The organism is Actinomadura craniellae (assembly GCF_003289645.1).
GTDB classification, from domain to species: Bacteria; Actinomycetota; Actinomycetes; order Streptosporangiales; family Streptosporangiaceae; genus Actinomadura_D; species Actinomadura_D craniellae.
Map to the genome: position 1 here is coordinate 1 of NZ_QLYX01000016.1, position 22,869 is coordinate 22,869.

General features: G+C 69.8%; 26 protein-coding genes. 14 read left to right on the plus strand and 12 right to left on the minus strand.

The genetic code is table 11. From position 1 onward, the window contains the following. Window positions 1-252: 252 nt before the first annotated feature. On the plus strand, window positions 253-720 hold the full coding sequence (locus DPM19_RS27730) for an NUDIX domain-containing protein (RefSeq protein WP_111871007.1): 468 nt from the start codon (window positions 253-255) through the stop codon (window positions 718-720). Between the two features lie 21 nt (window positions 721-741). On the opposite strand, the gene DPM19_RS27735 is transcribed toward DPM19_RS27730, so the two are convergent. Further along, window positions 742-960 (minus strand): hypothetical protein, encoded by a 219-nt coding sequence (locus tag DPM19_RS27735; protein WP_111871008.1) that lies wholly within the window; start codon window positions 958-960, stop codon window positions 742-744. A 107-nt stretch (window positions 961-1,067) separates the two neighbouring features. On the opposite strand from DPM19_RS27735, the gene DPM19_RS27740 reads away from it, so the two are divergent. Next, complete coding sequence (locus DPM19_RS27740) at window positions 1,068-1,577, plus strand: DinB family protein (RefSeq protein ID WP_111871009.1); 510 nt, start codon at window positions 1,068-1,070, stop codon at window positions 1,575-1,577. 317 nt (window positions 1,578-1,894) lie between these two features. Then, a complete protein-coding gene (locus DPM19_RS27745; RefSeq protein ID WP_111871010.1) occupies window positions 1,895-2,134 on the plus strand; it encodes a helix-turn-helix domain-containing protein in 240 nt (79 codons plus the stop codon). Between the two features lie 61 nt (window positions 2,135-2,195). On the opposite strand, the gene DPM19_RS27750 is transcribed toward DPM19_RS27745, so the two are convergent. The 3 genes from DPM19_RS27750 to DPM19_RS27760 all read right to left on the minus strand — a co-directional run bounded on the left by DPM19_RS27750 (window position 2,196) and on the right by DPM19_RS27760 (window position 3,876). Continuing rightward, complete coding sequence (locus DPM19_RS27750; RefSeq protein WP_111871011.1) at window positions 2,196-2,603, minus strand: YccF domain-containing protein; 408 nt, start codon at window positions 2,601-2,603, stop codon at window positions 2,196-2,198. Between the two features lie 172 nt (window positions 2,604-2,775). Beyond that, on the minus strand, window positions 2,776-3,135 hold the full coding sequence (locus DPM19_RS27755) for a hypothetical protein (RefSeq protein WP_111871012.1): 360 nt from the start codon (window positions 3,133-3,135) through the stop codon (window positions 2,776-2,778). Window positions 3,136-3,342: 207 nt separating this feature from the next. Continuing rightward, window positions 3,343-3,876, minus strand: coding sequence for a hypothetical protein (locus DPM19_RS27760; protein WP_199485320.1), 534 nt, complete (start codon window positions 3,874-3,876; stop codon window positions 3,343-3,345). A gap of 373 nt (window positions 3,877-4,249) precedes the next feature. Here DPM19_RS27760 and DPM19_RS27765 point away from each other — a divergent pair, with 373 nt between their 5' ends. The 3 genes from DPM19_RS27765 (at window position 4,250) to DPM19_RS27775 (ending at window position 6,178) form a co-directional block, all read left to right on the plus strand. Then, window positions 4,250-5,203 (plus strand): ribonuclease HI, encoded by a 954-nt coding sequence (locus DPM19_RS27765; protein WP_158566917.1) that lies wholly within the window; start codon window positions 4,250-4,252, stop codon window positions 5,201-5,203. A gap of 107 nt (window positions 5,204-5,310) precedes the next feature. Then, window positions 5,311-5,580, plus strand: a complete 270-nt coding sequence (locus DPM19_RS27770; protein WP_111871015.1) for a hypothetical protein — start codon at window positions 5,311-5,313, stop codon at window positions 5,578-5,580. Beyond that, the gene (locus DPM19_RS27775) at window positions 5,573-6,178 is read left to right on the plus strand and encodes a DUF6879 family protein (protein WP_111871016.1); all 606 of its coding nucleotides are present in this window, start codon (window positions 5,573-5,575) and stop codon (window positions 6,176-6,178) included. Before DPM19_RS27770 ends, DPM19_RS27775 begins: the two co-directional genes overlap by 8 nt. Before the next feature lie 155 nt (window positions 6,179-6,333). On the opposite strand, the gene DPM19_RS27780 is transcribed toward DPM19_RS27775, so the two are convergent. Continuing rightward, window positions 6,334-6,903, minus strand: a complete 570-nt coding sequence (locus tag DPM19_RS27780) for a hypothetical protein (protein WP_111871017.1) — start codon at window positions 6,901-6,903, stop codon at window positions 6,334-6,336. Continuing rightward, the gene (locus DPM19_RS27785) at window positions 6,900-7,361 is read right to left on the minus strand and encodes an ATP-binding protein (protein ID WP_111871018.1); all 462 of its coding nucleotides are present in this window, start codon (window positions 7,359-7,361) and stop codon (window positions 6,900-6,902) included. The genes DPM19_RS27780 and DPM19_RS27785 overlap by 4 nt, the downstream gene beginning before the upstream one ends. Window positions 7,362-7,662: 301 nt before the next feature. Here DPM19_RS27785 and DPM19_RS27790 point away from each other — a divergent pair, with 301 nt between their 5' ends. The 6 genes from DPM19_RS27790 to DPM19_RS27815 all read left to right on the plus strand — a co-directional run bounded on the left by DPM19_RS27790 (window position 7,663) and on the right by DPM19_RS27815 (window position 12,657). Beyond that, window positions 7,663-8,526, plus strand: a complete 864-nt coding sequence (locus tag DPM19_RS27790) for a helix-turn-helix domain-containing protein (RefSeq protein ID WP_111871019.1) — start codon at window positions 7,663-7,665, stop codon at window positions 8,524-8,526. Window positions 8,527-8,540: 14 nt separating this feature from the next. Beyond that, entirely contained in the window at window positions 8,541-8,729 is a 189-nt protein-coding gene (locus DPM19_RS27795; RefSeq protein WP_111871020.1) for a DUF397 domain-containing protein, read from the plus strand. A gap of 141 nt (window positions 8,730-8,870) precedes the next feature. Next, on the plus strand, window positions 8,871-10,043 hold the full coding sequence (gene tgmC / locus DPM19_RS27800; protein ID WP_111871021.1) for an ATP-grasp peptide maturase system methyltransferase: 1,173 nt from the start codon (window positions 8,871-8,873) through the stop codon (window positions 10,041-10,043). Between the two features lie 34 nt (window positions 10,044-10,077). Further along, entirely contained in the window at window positions 10,078-10,272 is a 195-nt protein-coding gene (locus DPM19_RS27805; protein ID WP_111871163.1) for a DUF397 domain-containing protein, read from the plus strand. Between the two features lie 26 nt (window positions 10,273-10,298). Continuing rightward, on the plus strand, window positions 10,299-10,655 hold the full coding sequence (locus DPM19_RS27810; protein WP_111871022.1) for a nucleotide pyrophosphohydrolase: 357 nt from the start codon (window positions 10,299-10,301) through the stop codon (window positions 10,653-10,655). 145 nt (window positions 10,656-10,800) lie between these two features. Continuing rightward, a complete protein-coding gene (locus DPM19_RS27815) occupies window positions 10,801-12,657 on the plus strand; it encodes a DUF2075 domain-containing protein (RefSeq protein ID WP_233510812.1) in 1,857 nt (618 codons plus the stop codon). Window positions 12,658-12,683: 26 nt separating this feature from the next. Here DPM19_RS27815 and DPM19_RS27820 read toward each other — a convergent pair whose 3' ends face one another. Next, window positions 12,684-13,724 (minus strand): DUF4331 family protein, encoded by a 1,041-nt coding sequence (locus DPM19_RS27820; protein ID WP_111871023.1) that lies wholly within the window; start codon window positions 13,722-13,724, stop codon window positions 12,684-12,686. Between the two features lie 153 nt (window positions 13,725-13,877). After that, complete coding sequence (locus DPM19_RS27825) at window positions 13,878-14,402, minus strand: ATP-binding protein (protein ID WP_111871024.1); 525 nt, start codon at window positions 14,400-14,402, stop codon at window positions 13,878-13,880. A gap of 513 nt (window positions 14,403-14,915) precedes the next feature. Between DPM19_RS27825 and DPM19_RS27830 the strand changes: the two genes are divergently transcribed. Further along, on the plus strand, window positions 14,916-15,683 hold the full coding sequence (locus tag DPM19_RS27830; RefSeq protein ID WP_111871025.1) for a crotonase/enoyl-CoA hydratase family protein: 768 nt from the start codon (window positions 14,916-14,918) through the stop codon (window positions 15,681-15,683). Between the two features lie 47 nt (window positions 15,684-15,730). Here DPM19_RS27830 and DPM19_RS27835 read toward each other — a convergent pair whose 3' ends face one another. The 3 genes from DPM19_RS27835 to DPM19_RS27845 form a co-directional block, all read right to left on the minus strand. Next, on the minus strand, window positions 15,731-17,257 hold the full coding sequence (locus DPM19_RS27835; protein ID WP_158566918.1) for a PepSY-associated TM helix domain-containing protein: 1,527 nt from the start codon (window positions 17,255-17,257) through the stop codon (window positions 15,731-15,733). Between the two features lie 328 nt (window positions 17,258-17,585). Next, the gene (locus tag DPM19_RS27840; RefSeq protein ID WP_146779014.1) at window positions 17,586-18,596 is read right to left on the minus strand and encodes a hypothetical protein; all 1,011 of its coding nucleotides are present in this window, start codon (window positions 18,594-18,596) and stop codon (window positions 17,586-17,588) included. Between the two features lie 635 nt (window positions 18,597-19,231). Beyond that, entirely contained in the window at window positions 19,232-19,858 is a 627-nt protein-coding gene (locus DPM19_RS27845; protein ID WP_111871028.1) for an alpha-ketoglutarate-dependent dioxygenase AlkB, read from the minus strand. Window positions 19,859-19,967: 109 nt separating this feature from the next. Here DPM19_RS27845 and recQ point away from each other — a divergent pair, with 109 nt between their 5' ends. Continuing rightward, window positions 19,968-21,818 carry a DNA helicase RecQ gene (recQ, locus tag DPM19_RS27850; RefSeq protein ID WP_111871029.1) on the plus strand — a complete coding sequence of 617 codons (1,851 nt, stop codon included), beginning with the start codon at window positions 19,968-19,970 and terminating at the stop codon, window positions 21,816-21,818. Window positions 21,819-22,023: 205 nt separating this feature from the next. Here the strand turns inward: recQ and DPM19_RS27855 are convergent, their stop codons facing one another. Further along, entirely contained in the window at window positions 22,024-22,842 is an 819-nt protein-coding gene (locus DPM19_RS27855; protein ID WP_111871030.1) for an ATP-grasp domain-containing protein, read from the minus strand. Between the last annotated feature and the right edge of the window lie 27 nt (window positions 22,843-22,869).

Consider the following 22,869-nt stretch of genomic DNA (forward strand, 5'->3'; position numbering starts at 1 on the left):
ACCCACGCGTGATCAAACGAGGTCGCCACAACGCTTATATCGTCAAGAAACCCCATCATCGCGGAACTCGACACAATGAGCCGCCTACCATCCGCGTCCTCGCAACATGCCTAACTTAGTGGCATTGTGCTATGACACCCTGAATCCTCAAGGATCACCTGGTGTGAGCGCATGCGGTGGCGAAGCCCACGGTGAGAAGGAATGGTCGGTGCAGCGGGTTGCGCTGGGGTCGGTGACGTGGCGGAGACGGGTATGGGCGACACTCTCGCCGTCGATGACGACGGCAACAGGCTGGTGGCCTTCCACCGGGTTGCCGAGTCGACCCGGTTCGGCGACGCGCCGCTGCCGCTCGCGCTGGTCGCGGCCTGGCACGGCGACCGGCTACTGCTGGGCTTTAACCTGCGGCGCCGCTACTGGGAACTGCCCGGCGGCATGATCGACCCCGGCGAGACGCCGCGCCAGGCGGCGGCCCGGGAACTGCACGAGGAGACCGGCCTGCGCGCCGACGACCTCGACTTTGCCGGCTACGCCCTGTTCCTCCTCGCCCGTGGACAGCGCGCCGAGTACGCCGCGCTCTACACCATCGAGGCCACCCCGCACGACGGCTTCGTCCCGAACTCCGAGATCGGCGCGATCTGCTGGTGGGACGGCATCCAACCGCTCGACGGCCGCGTCCAGCCCCTGGACCTCACCCTGGCCCGGCTGGCCCGGCCCCGCTGACAACCGGCCGGCGGCCCCGGGTCAGACCTTGACGATACGGACGCGCCCCTGGGTCAGAACGGTCAAGTCCTCAGGGTCGCTGCTGAGGATCACCGCCGGCCCGGGGGCCAGCAGCGCGGTGGCGGCCACGAGCGCGTCGATGGCGTACTTGTGACCGTGCAGCGAAGCACCCGCCAGCAGCCGGGAGGCCCGGTGGGCGATCTGCTCGGTGACCGCGGCGATCTCGATACGTGACAGCACCCAGTCGAAACGCGCTTGGGTGTTCTGGGGTCACGGGCACCCCACATGCCATGATCGGATTTCCTGCGGCAACGTCCGAGGCCGGCCGGTGATGAGGAGCATGACGAGTGACCGTTGATCGCCGGATGGAACCGCCGCACTCCGGCAGTGAACGTGAAACGCTGCGGGCCTTCCTCGACTACCAGCGGGCGACGCTCGCCATGAAGTGCGACGGGCTCACCGACGCGGAGTTGCGGCGGCGGTCGATGCCACCTTCGACGCTTTCGCTGCTCGGCCTGGTGCGGCACATGGCCGAGGTGGAGCGCGCCTGGTTCCGCCGGGTGTTCGAGGACAACGACGCGCCGATGGTCTGGTCCGACAAGATCGACTTCCAGGCGGCGTACGACGCGAGCGGGTCGACCAGGGCCGAGGCCTTCACGGCCTGGGAAGCGGAGGTCGAGAACTCCCGCCGCATCGAACGGGAGGCCGGGTCGCTGGACCTGGCCGGGTACCAGCCCCGGTGGGACGAGGAGGTCTCGCTCCGGATGGTGCTGGTCCACGTGCTGCTGGAGTACGGCCGCCACAACGGGCACGCGGACTTCCTGCGCGAGGGCATCGACGGAACCGTGGGAGCCTGAGCGACCCGGTCCAGCGCCTCCGCCCCGCGGGGGTGCTTGCTGGCGGGTGGAATCGGCTCTTTGTCCGCATCGGTGGTGGACGGTACGGGCGAGAGAGCGGCGCTCGCGGGTGGCGTGTGCGCGATCCGAACGTTCGGATTTCGGATGTTCGAGTTCGGGACGCCGCTGAAAGGCGGGTGGGCGGTGCCTTTCGGCCACCGAACACACAGGAATTTCATGGAAACGCTCCGATTTCGCGTGGTAACACTGTGTGGACATGCCGGAACCCGCCCCGCTCGGCCCGTACCGTTCCTGACCTGATCCCCCGGAGGTCACCGGTGACCAGCCCCTTCGTCCGACGCCGCCGCCTGGGTGCCGAACTGCGCGTGCTGCGCGAAAAGCGCGGGATGACCGCCGACGAGCTGTCCCGGCGGCTGTGCCGGTCCCGCGCCAAGCTCTCCAAGCTGGAGAACGCCCACGTCCGCCCCGACCTCGCCGAGGTCATGAAGATCCTCGACATCCTGGAGATCACCGGACGGTGGTGTGGGCACGATGAACGTTGCTGGACACCGGCCTAGGCCAGTGAACCGCCGCCGTTGGGCGGACAGGCCGGGCGGACGCGTCGTACGGCGTCAGCGGCTATGCGGTCCGAGGGGGCTGGAAGGCGGTGGAGTCGCCGGTGTCCACGATCTCGTGGCCCAGCGGGGTCAGGGAGATCGGGATCAGCTTGAAGTTGGCGATGCCGAACGGGATACCGATGATCGTCAGGCACAGCAGCGCCCCGGTGACCAGGTGGCCCAGGGCCAGCCACCAGCCGACGAGGACGATCCAGATGACGTTGCCGATGAGGGAGGCGGTTCCCGCGCCGGGCTTGCGCACCATGCTCCTGCCGAAGGGCCAGAGCGCGTAGCCGGCGATGCGGAACGAGGCGATGCCGAACGGGATCGTGATGATGAGGATGCAGCAGATGATGCCGGCGGCGACGTACCCCAGGGCCAGCCAGAACCCGGCGAGCACCAGCCACAGCACATTCAGAAGCGTCCGCATGGAAACAGTCTAAGACCGGGAGCCGGTGAGGTTTTGACGGCTCTGTCCCATATGGCTGGGACCTCCACCAGGGCGCCCCACGCGCCTGTATCGGCCTCACCTAATGACGTCCCGCCGACCGCGACCGGTGGCCGGCGGGACGTCAAACGCCTACCCGTGCTGGAGATCGTTGTCATGACCACTCGATGCCGTATTGCTCTAGCAGGAACCGCCTGATCTCGGCATCCGAGTAGCCCTCCTCCCGTAGCGACATGATGATGTACGCAGCCACTTCGGCAACCGTGTAGGTTACGCCGCCCAAAACCAGGGTCGCGGCGCCGACCTGGAGGGCGTTGCTGAGCGCCGGGAGAAGCCCTACGGCGTGTTGGCCGAAGAGGCCCTGGGCGAGTGCGTGCAAAGCCTGGCCTCCGGCCTGCTGCGCCACCACGTGCCCGCCGTAAGAGACAGCGGCCCCCTTTGCCGCCAGGAGTGCCTTGAGAGCAACAGCCCCCTTCACCAGAAGGGCTTCAGTGAGAACGGGAATGTACACCATGCGACCCCCATGATTGCGTGCCCGCATTGCATACTTCGACACTCCTGGCGATAAGTCAATAACAGCCGCTTCCACCCCCAGAACCTTTCCCCCGTATCGGCCACCCGATAAATGGTTGCAATCTCCTTCTCCCCGCTCAACGAAATGATCATTTCCATGAAACATGTCGGGTGACACAAATACAAACCCGCCGGTCTCGAATATCCGCTAGGCCCCCGGTACGGCGCGACATCCAGCGGCGACGATCGTTGCCGCGAGCGCCATCCGCTGGTCCTTCCCCCAGGGCGGCCCAAACCTGGCCCGCGGGCCGTGCAGGACCTCCTCGGCCCGCTCCGCCAGGATCCCGGCAGCTTGGTTCTCCACGTTCTTGGCGTCGTAGCAGTGGACGGTCCAGCCACGTTCACGTGCGAGCCCGGCCAGGACCTGGCGGTACATGACGGAATCCGCGCGACTTTCGTACGGCGCACGGCGCTGGACGGTGATGTCTTCGGGGAAGTCGGGGGGCCATGCGCGGAGCGAGACCGAGATGATCGGCTCGCGCAGTGCGGAGGCGAGTTCGTCCAGCGAAGCCGACGTCGCCCGGGCCACCGACGCCCGCACCCGGGCCACCAGCTCCGCGGCCGCAGCATCGTCGAGGGGTTTGCCTTCGTGGTGGATGGGCGCCGTCGGCATGCCGGGCTCGATCAGTTCGATCCGCCGACGGTCCACGACCTGGTGGTCGGCCGACGCCGTGATGGCCACGGCCCAACCGAAATGATGGGCCAACCCCACACGCATGACCCCGAGTATGCACCGACCGGCCCGCGGCCGGACAGATCGCACGGCCACACCGATCGGGTTCGGATTTCGAACACGCGCCAAGAGCGATCCGGAAGTTCCCGTCATGTTCGCGAAGCCACTGCGTGTACCAAAACTGCACGTACAGGAACGACATTTTACGTCTCGCCGTATTGGCGGGCGTCGCGCGCGGACACGCCCGAGCCCCGCTTCGCGGAACTTACCCGTTTCCTACTCAGGATCAGTAAAAATAGGCCATATTGGACCATCAGCCCGCCGAGAGCCGTCACCGCGGCGTACCAAGGCTCCTGCAAGCGATCTCACCGCAGAGGACGCCATGAGCGACACCCCCTGGCTGACCGTCGCCGAATTCGAGAACTCGCTGAGCCTGCTCCCCGGAGCGCTGCGGGAACGGGCCGTCGCGTTGCGTCCCCACCTCTTCAGGCCGCGGCGGAACCGGGACGTCGCCGAGTTCGTGCGCCTGGCCTTCGACGCCGCGTATCTCAAGGACCTGCCCGCTGCCACGGAGATGATGGGACGTGCCGAGTCCCTGGTGGCCAGGCTCCCGCCGCCGTCCCCGGCCCCACCCCCAACCTCCAAGCCTTTAGCAATCATGTACCGGGGACTGCGGGGATTGGTTCCCGGGCAGGAGAGGTCGGGTCCGCTGATAGCCGCGACCGACGCCTCCGCCAAGAAAGGCGGGCGCCGCAGGCGGGGCGACCTGCTCGGCTGGGCTTACATCACCACCGACGGCCGCTGGGGATGCGGTGGGAGGATCTTCGAAGGCCGGCTCAACCCGCACCGCCGGGGCGGGGCGCTGAGCGGCGAGCTGCGCGCCGTCCACATGATGCTCGAAGACCTCACCGACGTCCCGCAGATGACCGTGCTGACCGACAGCCAGGGAGCGATCAGCTACCTGCGCAGATGGCAGGCGGGCGAGGTCGGCGCGATGCCCGAGGGGTACAGCATGCGCCCCCGCACCGCCTCCCCGGGCAGGAGCGGGAAGCCCACGCTGGCCCGGCTCGCCGAGCTGGTCGCGGAACGTCCCCGGCTACGGTTCGAGCACGTCACCGGCCACACCGGCCACCCCCTCAACGAGGCCGCCGACAGCCTGTCCAGGTTCGCGCGGCGCTGCGTCGGCGGCGAGCAGACCGGCGACCGGACGAGCCTCACCGAACACGCCTCCGACCTGGCCGGCGCGTTCCTCGCCGCATGGCACGACCAGGCCGCCACGGACAGCCCGCCCCATGGCCGAGGGGACGTCCGGCGAGGAAGCACACCGCGCCGGTAGCCGCAGCGGTCGGATTCCCCTGTCCATGTGGGCTGCGCACCTGCCAACCGGCCACCCGCATGCGAAAATCGCGCCATCCGGTCCAAGCCTGTCCGGGAGGCAGCGCCATGGAACGTCCCTGGGAGGCCGACCCCTCGGCCGCCTTCAAACGCCGGCTGGGCAAGACCGCCGCGGAACTGGGCGACAGCCGCACCGGCGACGACTGCCCGGAGATCTGGGAACTCGACAACGGTGACGTCGCCATGATCGGCCGGGACCTCACCGAGACGTACGCCGGGAGGCTGCCGGCCGGGGTGCGGATCGGGCATGACGAGCGTTTAGTGGTCCTGCCCGGCAGGATGCTCCGGGCCGCCAAGCCGGACATCGCCGATGCTTGAGCGGCTGCGCGAGGCCGACGGAAAGATCCTCGACCGCCCGGCCTACCACCGGGACTCCGCCGCGGAACGGGCCCGGCTCACCGGCGACATCTGGAAACTCGAACGGGCCCAGTACTTCAGCGAGCCGCACGATCCGGCCTGGCGGGCGCTGATGGACGGCGACTGGCAGGGGGCGATCGGCGTCTTCGAGGAAGAGCGCCCGGCCGCCCGCGAGGAGGCACGGCTGTTCGCCCGGCGCGGGACGCCCTTCCGGAGACTGCGGGTCATCGAGTTCCCGATCAGCCGCTACCTGCAATGGGAAATGCATTACTTCCGGCTACTGGTCGAGGAGGGGTTCGAGTTGCGGGTCATCGAGGCCTCCCGGCTCGGGCACCTCGAACGGCACCGGCCCGTTCCCGAGGTGGTGGTCCTGGGCGAGCGCGTGGCCTACGAGGTCCGCTACGACGAGCGGTGGGCCCCGTGCGGCGCCCGCCGCGTCACCGACCCCGAGGTGGTCAAGGCGACCGGGGCTCAGATCGCGGCCCTGTGGGACGAGGGCGAACCCCTGATGGACTTCTTCGACCGCGAGATAGCACCGCTCCCCGCCCCCGTCTCCTGAGGCCGCCCGGTCCCATGCCGATTCTCCGCAGATCTCCGCATGGCACACGCCCATGGCCGTCCATGGAGCCTCCCGCCGCCTCCCTGTGACCTCCGGAGGCCGGGAACGCATGGCACTTCCCGCACAAGGACGTCCTTTGCCACGGGTGGAGCCGGTCAGGGGAGGCCGGTGCGGTGGTGGCGGTAGTGGGCGATGAGGGTTTCGCGGGGCATGGGGGGCCAGCGGGTGAGGCGGCCGGTGCGGCGGTCCACGACCAGGAGGGGGCCGGTCGGTTCGGACGGGGTGAACGCGCGGGCGGCGAAGCCGTCGCCGATGTCCTCGACGGCCACCGGGAGTGGCGGGCCGCCGCGGCCGTTGAAGAAGCGGTCGGCGCGGCGCCACGCCTCGGCGCGGTCGATCCCGGCGGGGCCCGCCGCGTAGGCGTCCAGCACGGTGAGGACGGCGTTCAGGGTGCGGCAGCCGCCGGTACCGCACTCGCGGCACACCCGGGGCGCGTCCGGCGCGGTGGTGGGGCGGTGCACGTCCAGGACGGACGACACGGCGGCGGCGCAGGCCAGCACCAAGCGGCGGGACTCCCGCAGGAACCCGGCGGTGTGCGGGTCGAGATCGGTGGCGAGGCCCGCCACGGTGTCGATGGCGGTGACGTCGGCGCGCATCGCGGCGAGCAGTGCCGAGCAGACGCGGGCGTGCAGCCGCGCGTGCAGGTCGGCGGCCGGGGGCTTCACGCGGACCACCTCGCCGCACCCGCCACGCCCGACCCGTCCCCCGCGCGTTCGGTGAACACGGCGGTGACGACGCGGCCCGACTCGTTGCCGTGCCAGCCCCAGCTCGCGGCGGTCAGCGAGACGGTGCGCAGCCCGCGCCCGGACTCGGCCAGCGGGCCGGCGTCCCGGGCGACCGGCTCGTCCGGCCCGCCCTGGTCGGCGACGGACACGGCGACCCCGCCGCCGTCTCGGACGACTCCGACCGTGAACGAGCCGCCCGCCTGCCCGGACTTGGTGTGCCGGACGGCGTTGACGACCAGCTCGTCCACCGCCAGCAGCACGTCGTCCAGGACGGGACACCCGTCCAGCAGGCAGGCCACGAACCGGCGGACGGCGCGGGCCTGCACCGCGCCACCGGGGAAGGCCCGCCGCCAGTACAGCGGCGCGGCCTCGGCCATGGGGGGATGTGTCAGCAGCATGGGGGACCTCCGGAGAGGGACGCTCGGCATGTGATCGCCACCCGCTCACGGACGGCGACCTCATATTCACACTGTGACCGGCCCTCAACCCATCGATTCGGCTCCCGACCTTGGCTCCTGGGGCGGTTTTCGCCGCCAAGCATCCGAGCGGCCCGGCACCGTGGCGGTTCTATTTCGTGGCCACATGCGGCCTGCCCATCTCAGGCAGACATGCCCTGACCAGCCAAACCATGGGCTATACGTCGAGTAGTCAAGCAGTTACGGCCATCGCGGCCCAGGACGCCTCTCGGGGAGGCCACCGATGTTCAGCCCCTACGTCCGTCGACTCCGCCTGGCCGCCGCGCTACGCAAGATGCGTGAGGACCGCAACCTCACCGCCGACGAGGTGGCCAAGGCTGTTTTCCAGTCACGAGGAAAGCTCTCGAAACTGGAGACCGCCCAGACCCGCCCCGAGGCATTCGAGATCATGGACATGCTGGAACGACTGAACGTCACCGGCAAGGAGCACGACAACATCATTCATCTGGCCCGGACCGCCGCCAGGAAAGGTTGGTGGGATCAGTTCGCCAACGTCATGGGGGCCCGCCAGCGTCTGTATGCAGATCTTGAATCTGGTGCCTCCACCATCCGCGACTACAACCAGACAGGGCTTCCGGCTCCGCTACAGACGCCCGAGTTCATCGCGGCCATGGTCGAACTGGACGAATGTCAGGGACCTCTGGACTACCTGCCAGACCGGATGGCTGAAGCCCGCACCGCCCGGCAACGTCATCTGTTGGGTACGGACGGCCCCTCGTACGAGGGCGTCCTTGACGAGTGCGTGATCCATCGTCTCGCCGTACCTCCTGAGGTGATGGCCGCCCAACTCCGCAAACTCATCACGGTCGTCATGGAGAGTGAGCGCATCACCTTTCAAGTCCTACCGCACGACACGCGCATAGGTGGAGGATTCCTTCCCAAAGCGTCGTTTTCGATCTATTCCTATCCTGAGTCCGAAGATCCTTCGGTCGCGGTGGTCGATACCGTCACTACCGACATCATCCTCACCAAGCGCAACGAGGTGGCAAGGTATACCGGTATACACAGTCGCCTCCAGGACGCCTCGTTGTCCCCCGACGACAGCCTTGCGTTTCTCGACCGGATGGCGAACCGACTGACTACATAGACAGGATTGGGCTCATGACCAGGGATTACAGCGGATGGCGCAAGTCGAGCTATACCGAACCCAACGGCAACTGCGTCGAAGTGGCCCAGGCTGGGGACGGCACCATCGGCGTACGCGACTCCAAGGGCGACCCGGGACGCGTTCTTGAGTTCACCCGCCACGACTGGGCCGCTCTCCTCAAGTACATCCGAGAAACGGATTGAGGAAGAGACATTGGGAAAGCACGGCAAGAAAGAGAACTGCTCCGTATGCAACGGGCGCGGCAAAGTCCCGGTCACGCCTGATGGGAAGGACAACAAGGGCTCAACCGAACAGTGCGGCGGATGCGAGGGCACCGGCAAGGTATGAGCGATCAGGTACTGCGCCGGCGGCTCGCGGAGCGGTTGTGGAGTTCCGGGGACCTCCGCTCACCGGAATGGCGGCGTGCCGTCGAAACGGTACCGCGCCACCTGTTCGTGCCCGAGTTCTTCCGTCGCCTGAGCACTCCTCGGGGAACGATGTGGGAGCCGGTGACGCCCGCGACCGTCAGCGAGGACGAGCGGCTTCGGCTCGCCTACCAGGACGAGACATGGGTCACCCAGATCGATGGCGGAATCCATCCGGGGGATGTGCGCGAACCGATCCACGCGGGAAGCCTGACCTCGTCCTCCACTCTCCCGGGACTGGTCGTGGCAATGTTGGAGGATCTTGACGTCCACACCGGGTCCGATGTCCTGGAAATCGGTACCGGTACCGGTTACTCGACGGCGTTGCTCTGCGAACGTCTCGGCGCCGAGCACGTCGTGAGCGTCGAAACCGATCCAGGGCTGGCCGCGCGCGCGGCGCGGAACCTCCACCAGGCCGGTTACACGCCGACGCTCATCACGGGGGACGGCCTCGCGGGGTGCGCCGCCCACGCCCCCTACGACCGGATCATCGCCACCTGTTCGGTGCGGAGCATCCCGCCCGCATGGATCGTCCAGGGAAGACCGGGGGCGACCGTCCTCACCACCCTCTCCGGATGGCTGTACGGCTCGGCGTACGCGAAGGTGGAGGTCAACGCCGACGAGACGGCGACCGGCCGCTTCCTCCCCGAGACGTACTCGTTCATGATGGCGCGCTCCCAGCAACCTCCGCCCACCGAGATCCACGAGACCCAGCCGGTGGACTCCGCGCGACCGCGACCGGCCACCGTCCCCCCGGACGCGCTCGACGACCCGACGGCCCTCTTCATCGCGCAACTCGCCGCCCCCCGGGCCCAGCACGGCGGGAGGAGCATGAACTCCGGCCCGGCGGTCGACTACTACGCGGACCAGGAAACCGGGTCGGTCTCGGCCGTCACCCGGCACGACGACGACACCTGGTCCGTCCAGGAAACCGGGCCCACCCCGCCATGGGACCTCATCGAAACCGCGTTGACCGAATGGCGGAACGCCGGTTCTCCCGCTCTGGAGCACTTCCGCATCGACATCACGTCCCACGAGCAAAGGGTGTTCGTCCCGGGCCACGACGCCCTCGCATGGCGGCTGCCATGCTGATCAGCACCGGTCTCTCGATGAGATGGATCTGCACATGACCACGCGATACCTCCGCTGGCGCAAGGCACGTCACAGCGACCCCAATGGCGCGTGCGTCGAAGTCGCTCGTGCCACCGATGGCGCCATCGGCGTGCGCGACTCCAAGGGCGATCCCGCCCTGGTCCTGGAGTTCGGTCGCCGCGAGTGGGCGTCCTTCCTGGGTGCCCTCAAGGTGGGTCGTCCCGGCTGATCGGTGCGGGGATCTAGCCTGGCCGGGTGGGTGACATCGGAGAGCTGGCGGGGCGGTTGCGGGAGTTCGCGGCCGTGCGGGAGTGGGAGCATTACCACACGCCCAAGAACCTGGTGATGGCGCTGGCCGGGGAGGTCGGGGAACTGGTCGCGGAGTTCCAGTGGCTGACGGCCGAGGAGTCGGCGCGGGTCATGGACGACCCTGCGGCCGCCGCCCGGGTGCGGGCCGAGCTCGGCGACGTCTTCGGCTACCTGGTCCGGCTCGCGGACGTCCTCGGTGTCGACCCGGTCGAGGCCGCGCTGGACAAGCACCGGGAGAACGAGCGGCGGTACGACCCGGCGGTCTACCGCGGCACGTACCGCAAGGCTCCCCCGCTCGCCTGAGATCGGGCGAACCGCCCTGATCGTCAGCGATCGCCGCTAGCCTGCTCGCGTAAGGAGTTGCGGCCCGACGGGCTTCCGCTGACCGCCGGTCAGGGACACGCCCCCATACCGCACGAGATCTTCGTGCTGCCTGGGGGTAGGTCCCGTGACGGTCTTCCGTCGCACCGCCATGGCTTTGCTGTCACCGGCCGAGGTCAAGTTCGCCGAAGTGATCGCCGAGCAGATGTTGATGAAGAACGGCGTCCGCGTCTCGGCGTCCGAGCGGCGGTCCTGGGAACGCAGCCTGCCGGTCGTGGCGCAGGACCTGGTCGACGCCGGGCTGGGCCATGTCGAGATGCTCGTCGAGTACCAGCTTCCGCTGACCAGCAAGCGCGCCGACGTGGTACTCGCCGGTGTCGATCGCCGGACGGGCGGTGACGCCTACCTCGTCGTCGAGTTGAAGCAGTGGAGTCACGCGGAACTCTGGGAGGAGGACCCGCGCCGGGTGCTGGTCCAGAACATGGGCGGCAAGCCCAAGCTCCATCCCGCACTCCAGGCGCAGGGCTACTGCGACTACATCCTCGACTTCGCCACCGTCCTGGCCGACCACCCGGACGCCGTCCACGCGGCGGCCTACCTGCACAACGCGCAGCGCGGTGACGTCCTCGACCTGTACGACGCGGTGAAGAACGACCGGACCCGGCTGTTCACGATGAGCACCCGGGGAGCGTTCGTGGAGTACCTGCGCGACCGGTTCGCCCCGGCCCCGGGCGCGCGGGCGGCCGACCGGTTGCTGTCCAGCAAGGTGCGTCCCTCCAAGCAGTTGCTGAAGGTCGCCGCCGAGGAGATCAAGAATCGGGAGCAGTTCGTCCTGCTCGCCGAGCAGCGCCTGGCCTACGAGATCGTCCTGAATCGGGTGGACAAGGCCCGGCGGGAGGACGTCAAGACGGTCGTGGTGATCAAGGGTGGCCCGGGCAGCGGCAAGAGCGTCATCGCGCTGTCCCTGTTGGGCGAGTTGTGGCGGCAGGGCCTCGGCGTCCTGCACGCGACCGGGTCCAAGTCGTTCACGCAGACGATGCGACGGCACGTGGCCAAGGGGTCCCCGAAGACCAAGACGCTGTTCAAGTACTTCAACAACTTCGTGGACGCGGAGAAGAACCGGCTCGACGTGCTGATCTGTGATGAGGCGCACCGCATCCGCGAGGTGTCGGCCAATCGCTTCACCCCGGCGCGGCTGCGCACCGGCAGGCCCCAGGTGGAGGAGTTGATCGACGCGGCCCGGGTTCCGGTGTTCCTGCTCGACGAGCACCAGGTCGTCCGGCCCGGAGAGATCGGCACCGTGCGGGAGATCCGCGACCGCGCGGCGTCCAAGGGACTGTCCGTCGTCGAGGTCTCGCTGGACGAGCAGTTCCGCTGCGGCGGAAGCCTCCAGTACGAGGAATGGGTGCTACGCCTCCTCGGTCTCGACGGCGGCAGTCCGGAACCGTGGCAGGACGACGACCATTTCGACGTCGCCCTCGCCGACTCGCCCCACGAACTCGAGTCGCTGCTCCGCGGCCGGATGGGCGGCGGCGACTCCGCGCGGATGACCGCTGGATTCTGCTGGCCCTGGAGCGCCGCCCGAGACGGGCGGCTGGTCCCCGACGTGGTGATCGGCGACTGGGCCCGGCCCTGGAACGTCAAGGGAGATCGCGCCGTGGGGGATGCCCCGCCCAGCGAACTGTGGGCCACCCAGGACGGCGGATTCGAGCAGGTCGGCTGCGTGTACACGGCTCAGGGCTTCGAGTACGACTGGAACGGCGTCGTCCTCGGCCCCGACATCGTCTACCGGGACGGCCGGTTGGTCACCGACCGGACGAAGAGCAGGGATCCCGCCCTCCGCCCGCGGACCGTCAGCGACGAGGACGCCGACAGGCTCATCCGCAACACGTACAAGGTCCTGCTCACCCGCGGCATGAAGGGCACGGTCCTCTATTCGGTGGACCGGCCGACACAGGACTTCCTCGCCGCTCTGATCGGCTGATCCCGCGTGGAAACGACGCCTGCGGGTCAGCCGGTCGCGGGCGGGTCCGCCACCACGTACGGGAAATGGTCGTCGCGGGTGTCGGAGAACTGCTCGGCGGTGAGCCCGGTTCGCATCGCGGAGTTCAGCACGAGGGAGAACATCACCTCGGGCGCGTTGTCGGCGAGGGTGCGTCCATTGTGCCGGGCGAAACCGAAGTCGCCGGGGGCGCCCGTCCGGTAGGGCAGGAGGTCGGGGAGCAGGCGCCGGGCCACGGCCCTGCCGTAGGCGACCGGGTCGCCGGCGGTGCCGTGCGCGGTGACGGCGCGGGCGACGAGCCGCGCGATGTGGTCGTTCTCGCCGTCCAGTTCCTCGGCGGGGTGGACGGTGTTCGCCTGGGCGGCGTAATCGCTGTCGTCGGGGCGGAAGATCGGCCAGATCATCGGGTGGCCTTCCCGGTTCACCTGCCGCCAGCCGCCGGCGTCGGTGGCCAGTTTCGTGGCCACCCAGACCCCGATGTCCTGGCCGGAGCCCAGATAGGGGTCCCGGTCGGAGGTCTCCAGCACGATGGAGTGGACGGTCGTGCCCGCGAAGTCGCTCTTGGCCGCGTCCGGGCTCCAGCCCGGCAGTTCGACCCGGGTGCCGTGTTTGACGGCGGCGTTGATGGCGCGGACCTGGGTCAGGTCGACGTAGAACGGGTCGCGGACCCGGCCGGCCCACAGCCGCAGCCCGTCCAGGCCCGGGACGGGGGCGTGGGTGCGTCCCTCGGCGAGGAGGTCGCCGGCCGCCGTGTCGTCGCCCGCGTCGGCGCCGGTCAGGACGTGCAGGGCCATGGACTGCCCGCCGGATCGGTCCGGCTCGCCGAAGGTCACCCGGTAGGTGAGGTCCTCCCGGGCCGCGCCGCCCCAGTGGACCTTGAACTCGTAGCGGGCCTCGGGGTGGAAGCCCGGTCGTGCGCCGGGTCCGGTGAGCGAGCTGTTCACGTCCAGGACGAAGGCGGTTCCCGCCTCGCCGCGGAAGACGTAGAGGTCGGTGATGTCGAGCCGGCTGTCCTGGCGGGCCGGTTCGGAGTCGAGGTGGTGGGACATGGCAGTGATCTCACATGTCGTGTGAATGGTCTGCCGAACGCCCTCCCTCGATCATTGGCGGGATAAATGAGTCGGACGCCCAAGGTCGGGTGAAATATCAGGCCGTAGGGTGTGCCGGGCTCCAACACCGTCCCAAGCCGGCGCCGGATCGGCTCACGGCCGGCCCGGGCGGGGCAGGGCGAGATGGGCCCAGACGGTGTGCCCGGCGCCCGGGTCGCCGGTGTAGCCCATCGGCAGGGCCAGCGCGGCGACCGCCGCCAGGCCGCGGCCGTTCTCGCTCCACGACTCCGCGGGCCGTCCCGGCGCGATGGCGGGGACCGCGCCGCCGCCCAGGTCACGTACGGCGATGCGGACATGGTCGCCGAGGGCGATCTCGACGCCGAACCAGCCGCCGGGCTCGCCCGACCGGGTGTGCAGGATCGCGTTGGCGGCCAGTTCGGAGACGACGAACCTCGCCTCGTGGTCGCATCCGGTGTCGACGAGCAGGAGCGCGGCGAACCGCCGCGCGTCCGCCACCCGGTCAGCCTGGCCCGGGTACGTCCGCCGCCAGGTCAGGGAACCGCTCTGCCGCCATCTCTCGGGCGACATCGGCTGGGGCCGCGTTCCGGCCGGTGTCGTGGTCTCGTCCGGTGTGCGGGAACGGGCGGCATTACGGGAGATCCTTCTGGCGACCGTCATCCGGATCCCTCCCTCACTCGGCTCACCCGCCCGAGCTTTCGTCCCGTGGATCGGCTCACCGGCCAGGCGTGCGGGCGCTCCCCGCCCGCCATTCAGCCGACCGCGGTGAAGGTTCTGTCGGCCTCACGATATTGCGAGACAGGGCTTCGCACTCGAAGTGTCGGAAACTTGCAATGCACTGGACATTCCGGATTCAGCGGCGGCGTCGCGGGATGCCTCGCCACGGTCACCGTGCGTAGGAATATCGGCCCCCAGCCTCCACCGGTCGATCACCTGGGGAGTTTATGCCTCCCGGCAAATGACAGGCATGGGCCCACAGGCCCATGTTGAGGCCCATACCGGGCCCAACCCCGGCGCGCCTCCGGAACCTCCGGCGAGCAGGCCGGTGCCTTCGCGGTTCCGGTGGCCGGGGACAGAACAGCCCACCGGACGCACGGCCTAGGGTGGGCTTCTTCCGCTGTCTTTCGCCGGCCCGCGACCGGTCGCGGGCCGGCAGCGATCGGGAGGGCGCTGATGACGGTCGTCGTCCGCAGGGAAGGGCCGGTCACGCTGATCGGCATCGACCGGCCGGAGCGCCGCAACGCCGTCGACCGGCCGACCGCCGAGGCGCTCGCCGCGGCGTTCCGCGACTTCGACGCCGATCCGGACGCCGCCGTCGCGGTGCTCCACGGAACGGGCGGGACGTTCTGCGCAGGCGCGGACCTGCGGGCGATCGGCACCGCGGACGGCAACCGCGCCGAGCCCGACGGCGACGGCCCGATGGGCCCCACCCGGATGCGGCTGTCCAAGCCGGTGATCGCCGCGATCAGCGGGCACGCCGTGGCCGGCGGCCTCGAACTGGCGATCTGGGCCGACCTGCGGGTGGCCGACGAGACGGCCGTCTTCGGGGTGTTCTGCCGGCGCTGGGGGGTGCCGCTGATCGACGGGGGCACCGTCCGGTTGCCGCGCCTCATCGGACGAAGCCATGCGATGGACCTCATCCTCACCGGCCGCCCGGTGGACGCGGCCGAGGCGCTGCGGATCGGGCTGGCCAACCGGGTCGTCCCGGCAGGGCAGGCGGTGGCGGCCGCCTGCGAACTCGCGGCCGACATCGCCCGCTTCCCGCAGACCTGCCTGCGTCAGGACCGCGCGTCGGCCCTGGACCAGGAGGGGCTGGACGAGCAGGAGGCACTGGCCGCCGAGTTCCGGCACGGCCAGGTGTCGCTGGCGGCGGACGCGCTCGACGGCGCGGCCCGCTTCTCCGCCGGAGCCGGCCGGCACGGCTCCTTCGACTCCCTGTGACCGCGTACCCGGCGCCCCCGGGGGTGCCGGGGGCGCCGGGCGGGTGCTCAGCCGAAGCGGCGGTTGAGGGCGGGGATGCGGCGGAGGACGAGGGTGTCGAAGAGCAGGGCGGCGATCATGGTGATGCCGGCCAGGGGGAACAGGACGCCCAGGACGACCATGATGGCGATCAGGCCGAAGCTGGTGCGTTTGTCGGCCGGGCGGGCGGGGGCGCCCAGTTTCCCTTCGGGGCGGCGTTTCCACCACATCCACGCCCCGGTCACCGTCAAAGTGATCAGCGCGAGGCACGCGCCGAGCATGACCAGCAGGTTGGGCAGGCCGTAACGGCGGCCCTCGTGCAGGGAGATGCCCTGCTCGACGCCCTTGGCCAGCACCCCGTACTCCGACCACCCGTAGGAGCCAAGGACCTTGCCGGAGTACTGGTCCACGTGCAGAGTGCGCTGCCGGCCGGGGTCGCGGCGTGAATCGACGTTGACGGTGTAGACGCCGCGCGGTCCCTTGGGCAGCAGCACGATGAAGTCGCACTCGGGGGGCGGGCAGTGGGTGGCCTGGGCGCGGGCCGCGGCCAGCGCGGTCTCCACGGGGATGGCCCCCACCGCGCCGCCGGTGTGCCCGCCGTGCCCGGCGTGCCCGCCGCCGGGGGTGGAGGAGGGGACGGGCTGTTTCTCCCCGGCCCAGGGCACCTTGGTGGCCGGGTCCTGGGTCAGGTCCCCGGCCAGCGGGGTGGACTCGCGGGCGTACTTTTCCCCGTCGGGAGCGGTGGAGCCCAGGCGGGCGGACAGGTTGCTCAGCCCCTCGCCCCACACCCCCGACCAGGGCAGGCCCGACAGGATCAGGAACACGATGACGATCCCGGCGCTCGCGCCGGTCAGCGCGTGCACCCGCCGCAGCAGCGGCCGGCCGTTACGGCCGTTGCGGGTGCCGCCGCCGGTGCGAGTGGCGCCGTCCGCGCCGGTGGCCGCGTCCGCTCCGGTCCCGGGCCCGTTGCCCTTGCGGTTGCGGAGTTTGTTGCGGGCCGGGCCGCGTCGCCACAGGTACAGCCCGCTGCACACCAGGATGAGCGCCCAGCAGGCGGAGGCCTCCACGATCCGGTCGCCGACCTTGCCGGCCATGAGCTCACCGTGGATGGTGCGGACCTTCCGCATCAGGGTGGCGGACTCGTCGACCTCCCCCAGCACCTTGCCGGTGTAGGGGTTGACGTACACCGACAGTCCGGGCGCGAACGGGCCGCTCTCCTTCCCGGCCAGCGTGACCTTGGTGGAGCGGTCCGGTTTCGTCGCCGGGATCACCGACACCATCGGCCGGTCCGGATGCGTGGCGGTGGCCGCCCGGATCTGCGCTGCCAGCGGCTGCGCCGTCCCGGCGGGCCGCACGGCCATCAGGTCCCGGTACCGCCATTCCTCGTATGGGGACTTGAACAGGTACACCGATCCGGTGATCGCCAGGACGAGCAGTACGGGGGCGACGACCAGACCGGCGTAGAAATGCCACCGCCACACGGCCCGGTAGCGAACCCCCTGGTCAGAAGGGGAGGGCGGCCCGACCGACGGTCGGGCGGCAGTATCCACGGACATGGTGAACTCCTCGAACGACATACGGCCGCACGGCGGCGAGAGGACTCCGGTGGAATCCGGTGACCGGGAGCGAGGCGCGTTCGCCCCCGGCCACCGGAGCTGAGGGTCGGCCTGGAAGGCCGGGCCGGATGCCCGTCACGGGCTCGTGATCGGGACGTCTGTGCTGCGGGGCGGGTGCGGGGTCCGCCCGGGTCGATGGCCGCCGTGGGGTACGTGGCCGGTGCGGGAGGGGTCTGCGGTGAGCGCCGGAGGCCGGGCCTCCGGCGCTCACCGGGTGGTTACCGGTGACCGGGACCGGGGCGCGTCCGCCCCCGGCCACCGGGGCCTGTCATTCCTCGGCCAGCCAGCCGATCATGATTCCCATCACGTTCTTGTGGCCGTGGTCGGAGACGTACTTGGCGGAGATCCGCAATCGGTCTCCCTTGTTGATCGTTGCCACCGGATCACCGAGACAGGTCGTCATCGACGAGATCTCCTTGTTCCCGTGCATGTCGATGAATTCGGGTGTCTCGCCGGACCTGGCGACCGAGTCGCAGTACAGCTGTCCGGTGGTGGCGTTGGTGAGCTTCACCGAGTGGCCGCCGTGGTGCACGTGGCCGCCGATCGCGATGAGCTTGCCGCTGATCGAGGAGGTCCAGTCCCAGGTCTTGACGTTCTCCCCGGCGGGGACGTCGTAGTACGGGAGCAGGCAGCCGCCGGCGTCCATCCAGAACGGGGTCAGCGGCTTGAGGCCGGAGTTGCTGTCGGCGATGGTGTAGGTGATCTCGATGTAGACGGTCTTCTCGTCCGGGCTCATGGTCATGAGGTCGTAGATCATGTTCCACCGGTCGCCCTTGTTGACGCGGTAGCCGTAGCCCGCGGGCAGGGTCCGGCCGGTCCGCTCGTTGCCGGAGGCGAAGATCCGCTTGCCGACCAGCGTCTGTGGCCAGAAGGCGCAGGTGACGTCGAGCTTCAGGGCATGGTTGAGCACGATGTGGTGCATCATCGGGCCGGTGTCGACGTTGGCGTTCGTGCCGTCCGGGTAGGTGAAGTCGGGCTGGATCCCGGTGATGAAACAGTCGTCACAGGGGCGCGGGATGTCGAACGCGAACTCGTTGGCCGCGATCTCAGCCAGCAGGCCGCGCTCTTCGTGGGTCCCCGTGGGGTTCCCGGGGAGCGTGAACGGCCCGTAGCGCACGACCTTCGTGGTGGTCGGCACGGCGGCGGCGGGAGCAGCGGCGGGGGCGGCTTGGGGAGCCTGGGGGGCGGCCGCCTTACCGACCGCTCCCGCGGTACCGGTACTGAGCGAGGCCGCCACCAGCATCACGGCGGCCACGAACGACAGTCTTCGTAGGGACAACGGTCTTCCTCCTCTAAAAGAACCCAGTCCACTGGGACACGTAAGTGCGCCGACCTAAATCAAACGGTGCCCCACAGGATGAAGTCTATTAAACTGTGTGTCAATAGTAGATCGAGAACTACGCAGCCCTACGTGCCTACACCGTTCCACAGCCAGCGATCCATTCCTGAGAGATGAATAATGGATTGGCCATTAGCACTCACAAATAGATCTATCAGCGAACTACGAGAGGGTCTTCTCCGTAGCTCCGAAGACCTGCGACAACGGCAACGGCCGCACCACCGCACCCGTCGCCATCACCAAAGAACCGCCCCGAGCTGGGCGGATACCGACATGCCGAGCGCCCCGGCCAACGAGATCCCGCCGCGGCCGACCGCGCAATCGAATGATCGGCCACAGAATGGCGCCAGCCCAGACCCCATGTCAATAGATCTTTTCGAGGTACAGGAGCAACCGAACGCCCAGCCGGCAACAACACCCGGTGCGGAAAAGCATCGCCGCCAGGACACAAAAAAATAGGCGCCGGCTATCAGTCACCCCAAAGCCCACACCCGTCAAACAAAACTCCGAAATAAAATGCTCGCACAGCTGCGGAGATTTCGCGCGGGGCCCGTCCGCGATCACCCGCCTCCGGTTCAGCGGACGCCGCGCGGGCGGAACTGGACGCTGAGGCGCGGGCCGACGGAGCGGGCGGTCTTGGGCACCGCGTGCTCCCAGGTGCGCTGGCAACTGCCGCCCATCACCAGCAGATCGCCGTGGCCGACGTCGTGGCGCACCACCGGGCCACCGCCGCGCGGGCGGAGCAGCAGCGGGCGGGGGGTGCCCAGGGAGACGATCGCGACCATGGTGTCCTCGGTCGCGCCGCGCCCCTCGGTGTCGCCGTGCCAGGCCACGCTGTCGCGGCCGTCGCGGTAGAGGCAGAGGCCGGCCGTGCGGAACGGCTCGCCGAGTTCGGCGGCGTAGTGCGCGTCGAGCGCCCGCCGCGCCTCGTCCAGGACGGGGTCGGGCAGCGGCTCGCCCTCGCGGTAAAAGGCGAGCAGCCGGGGGACGTCGATCACCCGGTCGTACATCCGGCGCCGCTCGGCGCGCCAGGGGACCGCCCGCAGCAACCGCTCGAACAGCGCGTCGGCGCCCCCGAGCCAGCCCGGGCGGACGTCGACCCAGGCGCCGCCGGCCAGCGGCGTGCGCCGGACCGAAGCTCCCAGCGGGCCGGGGCCGGCCGGGCCGCCGCAGTCGAGCAGCGACCCCTGGAACCCCTCCATCACCCGCCGAGCGTAGCATCAGCCTTCAAACAGGTGTTCGATCGAACGGGTTTTCCACAGGTGGGCGGTTACCGAGTCGGGACCGGGGCGATTTCCGTAGAGTTGGCGAATGACCTCCCTTGAGATCGACTCCACGGCGAGCGAGGCGGCGCAGACCCTGCAGCGCGTCTTCGGTTACGACTCGTTCCGGGGCGACCAACAGGAGATCATCGAGCATGTCATCGCCGGTCACGACGCGCTCGTGCTCATGCCGACCGGGGGCGGCAAGTCGCTCTGCTACCAGATCCCCGCGCTGGTGCGGAAGGGCGTGGGCGTCGTCGTCTCGCCGCTGATCGCGCTCATGCAGGACCAGGTCGACGCGCTGCAGGCGCTGGGCGTCCGGGCCGGGTTCCTCAACTCCACGCAGGACCTCGACGAGCGGCGCACGGTCGAGGCCGCCTTCCTCCAGGGCGAGCTCGACCTGCTCTACCTGGCGCCCGAGCGGCTGTCGGTGGAGTCCACGCTGCGGCTGCTCGACCGCGGCACGATCTCGCTGTTCGCCATCGACGAGGCGCACTGCGTGTCCCAGTGGGGGCACGACTTCCGACCCGACTACCTCGAACTGTCCAGGCTGCACGAGCGCTGGCCCGACGTGCCGCGCATCGCGCTGACCGCGACCGCCACCAAGGCCACCCACGCCGAGATCGCGTCCCGGCTGAACCTCGACGACGCCCGGCACTTCGTGGCGAGCTTCGACCGGCCCAACATCCAGTACCGCATCGTCCCGAAGAACGACCCGAAGAAGCAGTTGCTGCAACTGCTGCGCGCCGAGCACGCCGGCGACGCCGGCATCGTCTACTGCCTGTCCCGCAACTCCGTGGAGAAGACCGCCGCGTTCCTGGTCGAGAACGGCGTCCCGGCGGTGCCCTACCACGCCGGGCTCGACTCCCGCACCCGGGCCGAGCACCAGTCGCGCTTCCTGCGCGAGGACGGCCTGACCGTGGTCGCCACCATCGCGTTCGGGATGGGCATCGACAAGCCCGACGTGCGGTTCGTCGCCCACCTCGACCTGCCCAAGTCCATCGAGGGCTACTACCAGGAGACCGGCCGGGCCGGGCGCGACGGCCTGCCCTCCACCGCCTGGATGGCCTACGGCCTGCAGGACGTCGTGCAGCAACGCCGCATGATCGACACCTCCGAGGGCGACCTCGCGCACCGCCGCCGGCTGAGCGTCCACCTCGACGCCATGCTGGCACTGTGCGAGACGGTCGAGTGCCGCCGGACGCAACTGCTCGCCTACTTCGGCCAGCAGGGCACCTCGTGCGGCAACTGCGACACCTGCCTGGCCCCGCCGGAGTCGTGGGACGGCACGATCCCCGCGCAGAAGGTGCTGTCGACCGTGGTCCGGCTCGACCGGGAACGGGGGCAGAAGTTCGGGGCCGGCCAGATCGTCGACATCCTGCTCGGCAAGCGGACGCCCAAGGTCGAGCAGTTCCGCCACGACTCCCTGAAGGTGTTCGGCATCGGAACCGAACTGCGCGACATCGAGTGGCGGGGGGTCGTCCGCCAGTTGCTGGCCCAGGGGCTGCTGGCCGTCGAGGGCGACTACGGCACGCTGGTGCTCACCCCCGCGAGCACCACGGTGCTGCGGGGCGAACGCAAGGTGCCGCTACGCCGCGAACCCGAGCGCGCCGCCCGGCCCGCCAAGGCGGCCAAGGCCAAGCGCGGCGCCCCGGTCGACCTGCCCGAGTCGGCCGTCCCGCTGTTCGAGCGGCTCCGCGCCTGGCGCGGCGCCACCGCCAAGGAGCAGGGCGTCCCCGCCTACGTGATCTTCCATGACGCCACGCTGCGGGAGATCGCGGCCCGGGTCCCGTCCTCGCTGACCGAACTGGGCACGGTGAGCGGTGTCGGCGAGAACAAGCTGGCCAAGTACGGCCAGCAGATCCTCGACGTCCTCGCGGAGACCGACCCGGCGACCTGAGCCCCGCCCGGCGGCCTTTCCCGCTCCCGGCCGACCACGGAAAGCGGCGGCCCGGAGCCTCTACCCCTTGGATCAGCATCCGGGGCGTTACGGCGCACCGAATGCCGAAGGATCCGCCGCCGGGTAGCGCCGTGGCGATCGGTACACCGCAGCCGGTGGTCCCGATCCCGGGATCCGCGCTGGGAGGTTTCAGCGCAGGGGAGGTTCAGCGTGCCGGGTGGGTGGGGGCAGCGTCCGTGGGGCCGGTGCGGACGAACCGGCGGTCGTGGGCGTCCAGGTCGGACAGGGGGCGGGCCGAGCGCAGGATGACGTCGAGGGCGCGGGCCGGGTCGGCCGCGTAGCAGCCGCTCCCCCACGCGCCGTTGGCCTCGACGACGCTCCAGCGCTCCGTTCCGGTCGCGTCGCGCATGAGGCCGACGTCGACCACGGTCGCGCTGGGCAGGGTCTGCGCCGCACTGGCCAGGAGGTCGACGGCGAAGCCCAGTACCGCCGCCCGCCGGGGGTGGCCGTCCAGCGGGGCCAGGGCGGGTTCGCCGTCGGCGGCGTACTGGCTGCCGGTGCGCACCGTCCCGTCCGCCACGTACAGGCGGAACTCGGCCAGGAACCGGACCTGCTCGGTGACCAGCACCACCGTGCCGGGGTCGATCGCGTCCGGGCCGGGCAGCCGGCTGCCGTCGGCGTACGTCATGGCGCGGACGTCCTTGCTGTTCGGCACCTTGACGAACACCGGGCGGCGCAGCAGGTACGCCTGCTCGATGGGCATGGTGACGATCTCCCGGCCGGTGAACTCCCGCGGGAGGTCGGCCAGCCAGCGGGGCGGCGCCTCCAGCAGGGCGATGCCCAGCCCTGCGGCGAGCCGGTCGGCCCGGCGCAACCCGCAGTACAGGTGCGCGCCGCTGCCGCGCAGCGCGTCGGGAAGCGGCTCACCGTCGAGTTCGATCACCCGCAGCCCGAGTTCCGCGGCCGCCCGGGGCAGGGCCCGGCTCGACCGGGCGGGGCGATGCCCGAAGACCAGGGTGTTCATCGGGGAATCATCTCCCCGAAGCGGCGC

Coding starts and splice junctions, on each gene's coding strand:
- DPM19_RS27830 (WP_111871025.1), top strand. CDS start 14,916: ATGACGGTCGTCGTCCGCAGGGAAGGGCCGGTCACGCTGATCGGCATC.
- DPM19_RS27770 (WP_111871015.1), top strand. CDS start 5,311: ATGGAACGTCCCTGGGAGGCCGACCCCTCGGCCGCCTTCAAACGCCGG.
- DPM19_RS27825 (WP_111871024.1), bottom strand. CDS start 14,402: ATGACGGTCGCCAGAAGGATCTCCCGTAATGCCGCCCGTTCCCGCACA.
- DPM19_RS27855 (WP_111871030.1), bottom strand. CDS start 22,842: ATGAACACCCTGGTCTTCGGGCATCGCCCCGCCCGGTCGAGCCGGGCC.
- DPM19_RS27845 (WP_111871028.1), bottom strand. CDS start 19,858: ATGGAGGGGTTCCAGGGGTCGCTGCTCGACTGCGGCGGCCCGGCCGGC.
- DPM19_RS27785 (WP_111871018.1), bottom strand. CDS start 7,361: ATGCTGCTGACACATCCCCCCATGGCCGAGGCCGCGCCGCTGTACTGG.
- DPM19_RS27750 (WP_111871011.1), bottom strand. CDS start 2,603: ATGCGGACGCTTCTGAATGTGCTGTGGCTGGTGCTCGCCGGGTTCTGG.
- DPM19_RS27755 (WP_111871012.1), bottom strand. CDS start 3,135: ATGGTGTACATTCCCGTTCTCACTGAAGCCCTTCTGGTGAAGGGGGCT.
- DPM19_RS27775 (WP_111871016.1), top strand. CDS start 5,573: ATGCTTGAGCGGCTGCGCGAGGCCGACGGAAAGATCCTCGACCGCCCG.
- DPM19_RS27835 (WP_158566918.1), bottom strand. CDS start 17,257: ATGTCCGTGGATACTGCCGCCCGACCGTCGGTCGGGCCGCCCTCCCCT.
- DPM19_RS27795 (WP_111871020.1), top strand. CDS start 8,541: ATGACCAGGGATTACAGCGGATGGCGCAAGTCGAGCTATACCGAACCC.
- DPM19_RS27820 (WP_111871023.1), bottom strand. CDS start 13,724: ATGTCCCACCACCTCGACTCCGAACCGGCCCGCCAGGACAGCCGGCTC.
- recQ (WP_111871029.1), top strand. CDS start 19,968: ATGACCTCCCTTGAGATCGACTCCACGGCGAGCGAGGCGGCGCAGACC.
- tgmC (WP_111871021.1), top strand. CDS start 8,871: ATGAGCGATCAGGTACTGCGCCGGCGGCTCGCGGAGCGGTTGTGGAGT.
- DPM19_RS27805 (WP_111871163.1), top strand. CDS start 10,078: ATGACCACGCGATACCTCCGCTGGCGCAAGGCACGTCACAGCGACCCC.
- DPM19_RS27790 (WP_111871019.1), top strand. CDS start 7,663: ATGTTCAGCCCCTACGTCCGTCGACTCCGCCTGGCCGCCGCGCTACGC.
- DPM19_RS27765 (WP_158566917.1), top strand. CDS start 4,250: ATGAGCGACACCCCCTGGCTGACCGTCGCCGAATTCGAGAACTCGCTG.
- DPM19_RS27730 (WP_111871007.1), top strand. CDS start 253: ATGGGCGACACTCTCGCCGTCGATGACGACGGCAACAGGCTGGTGGCC.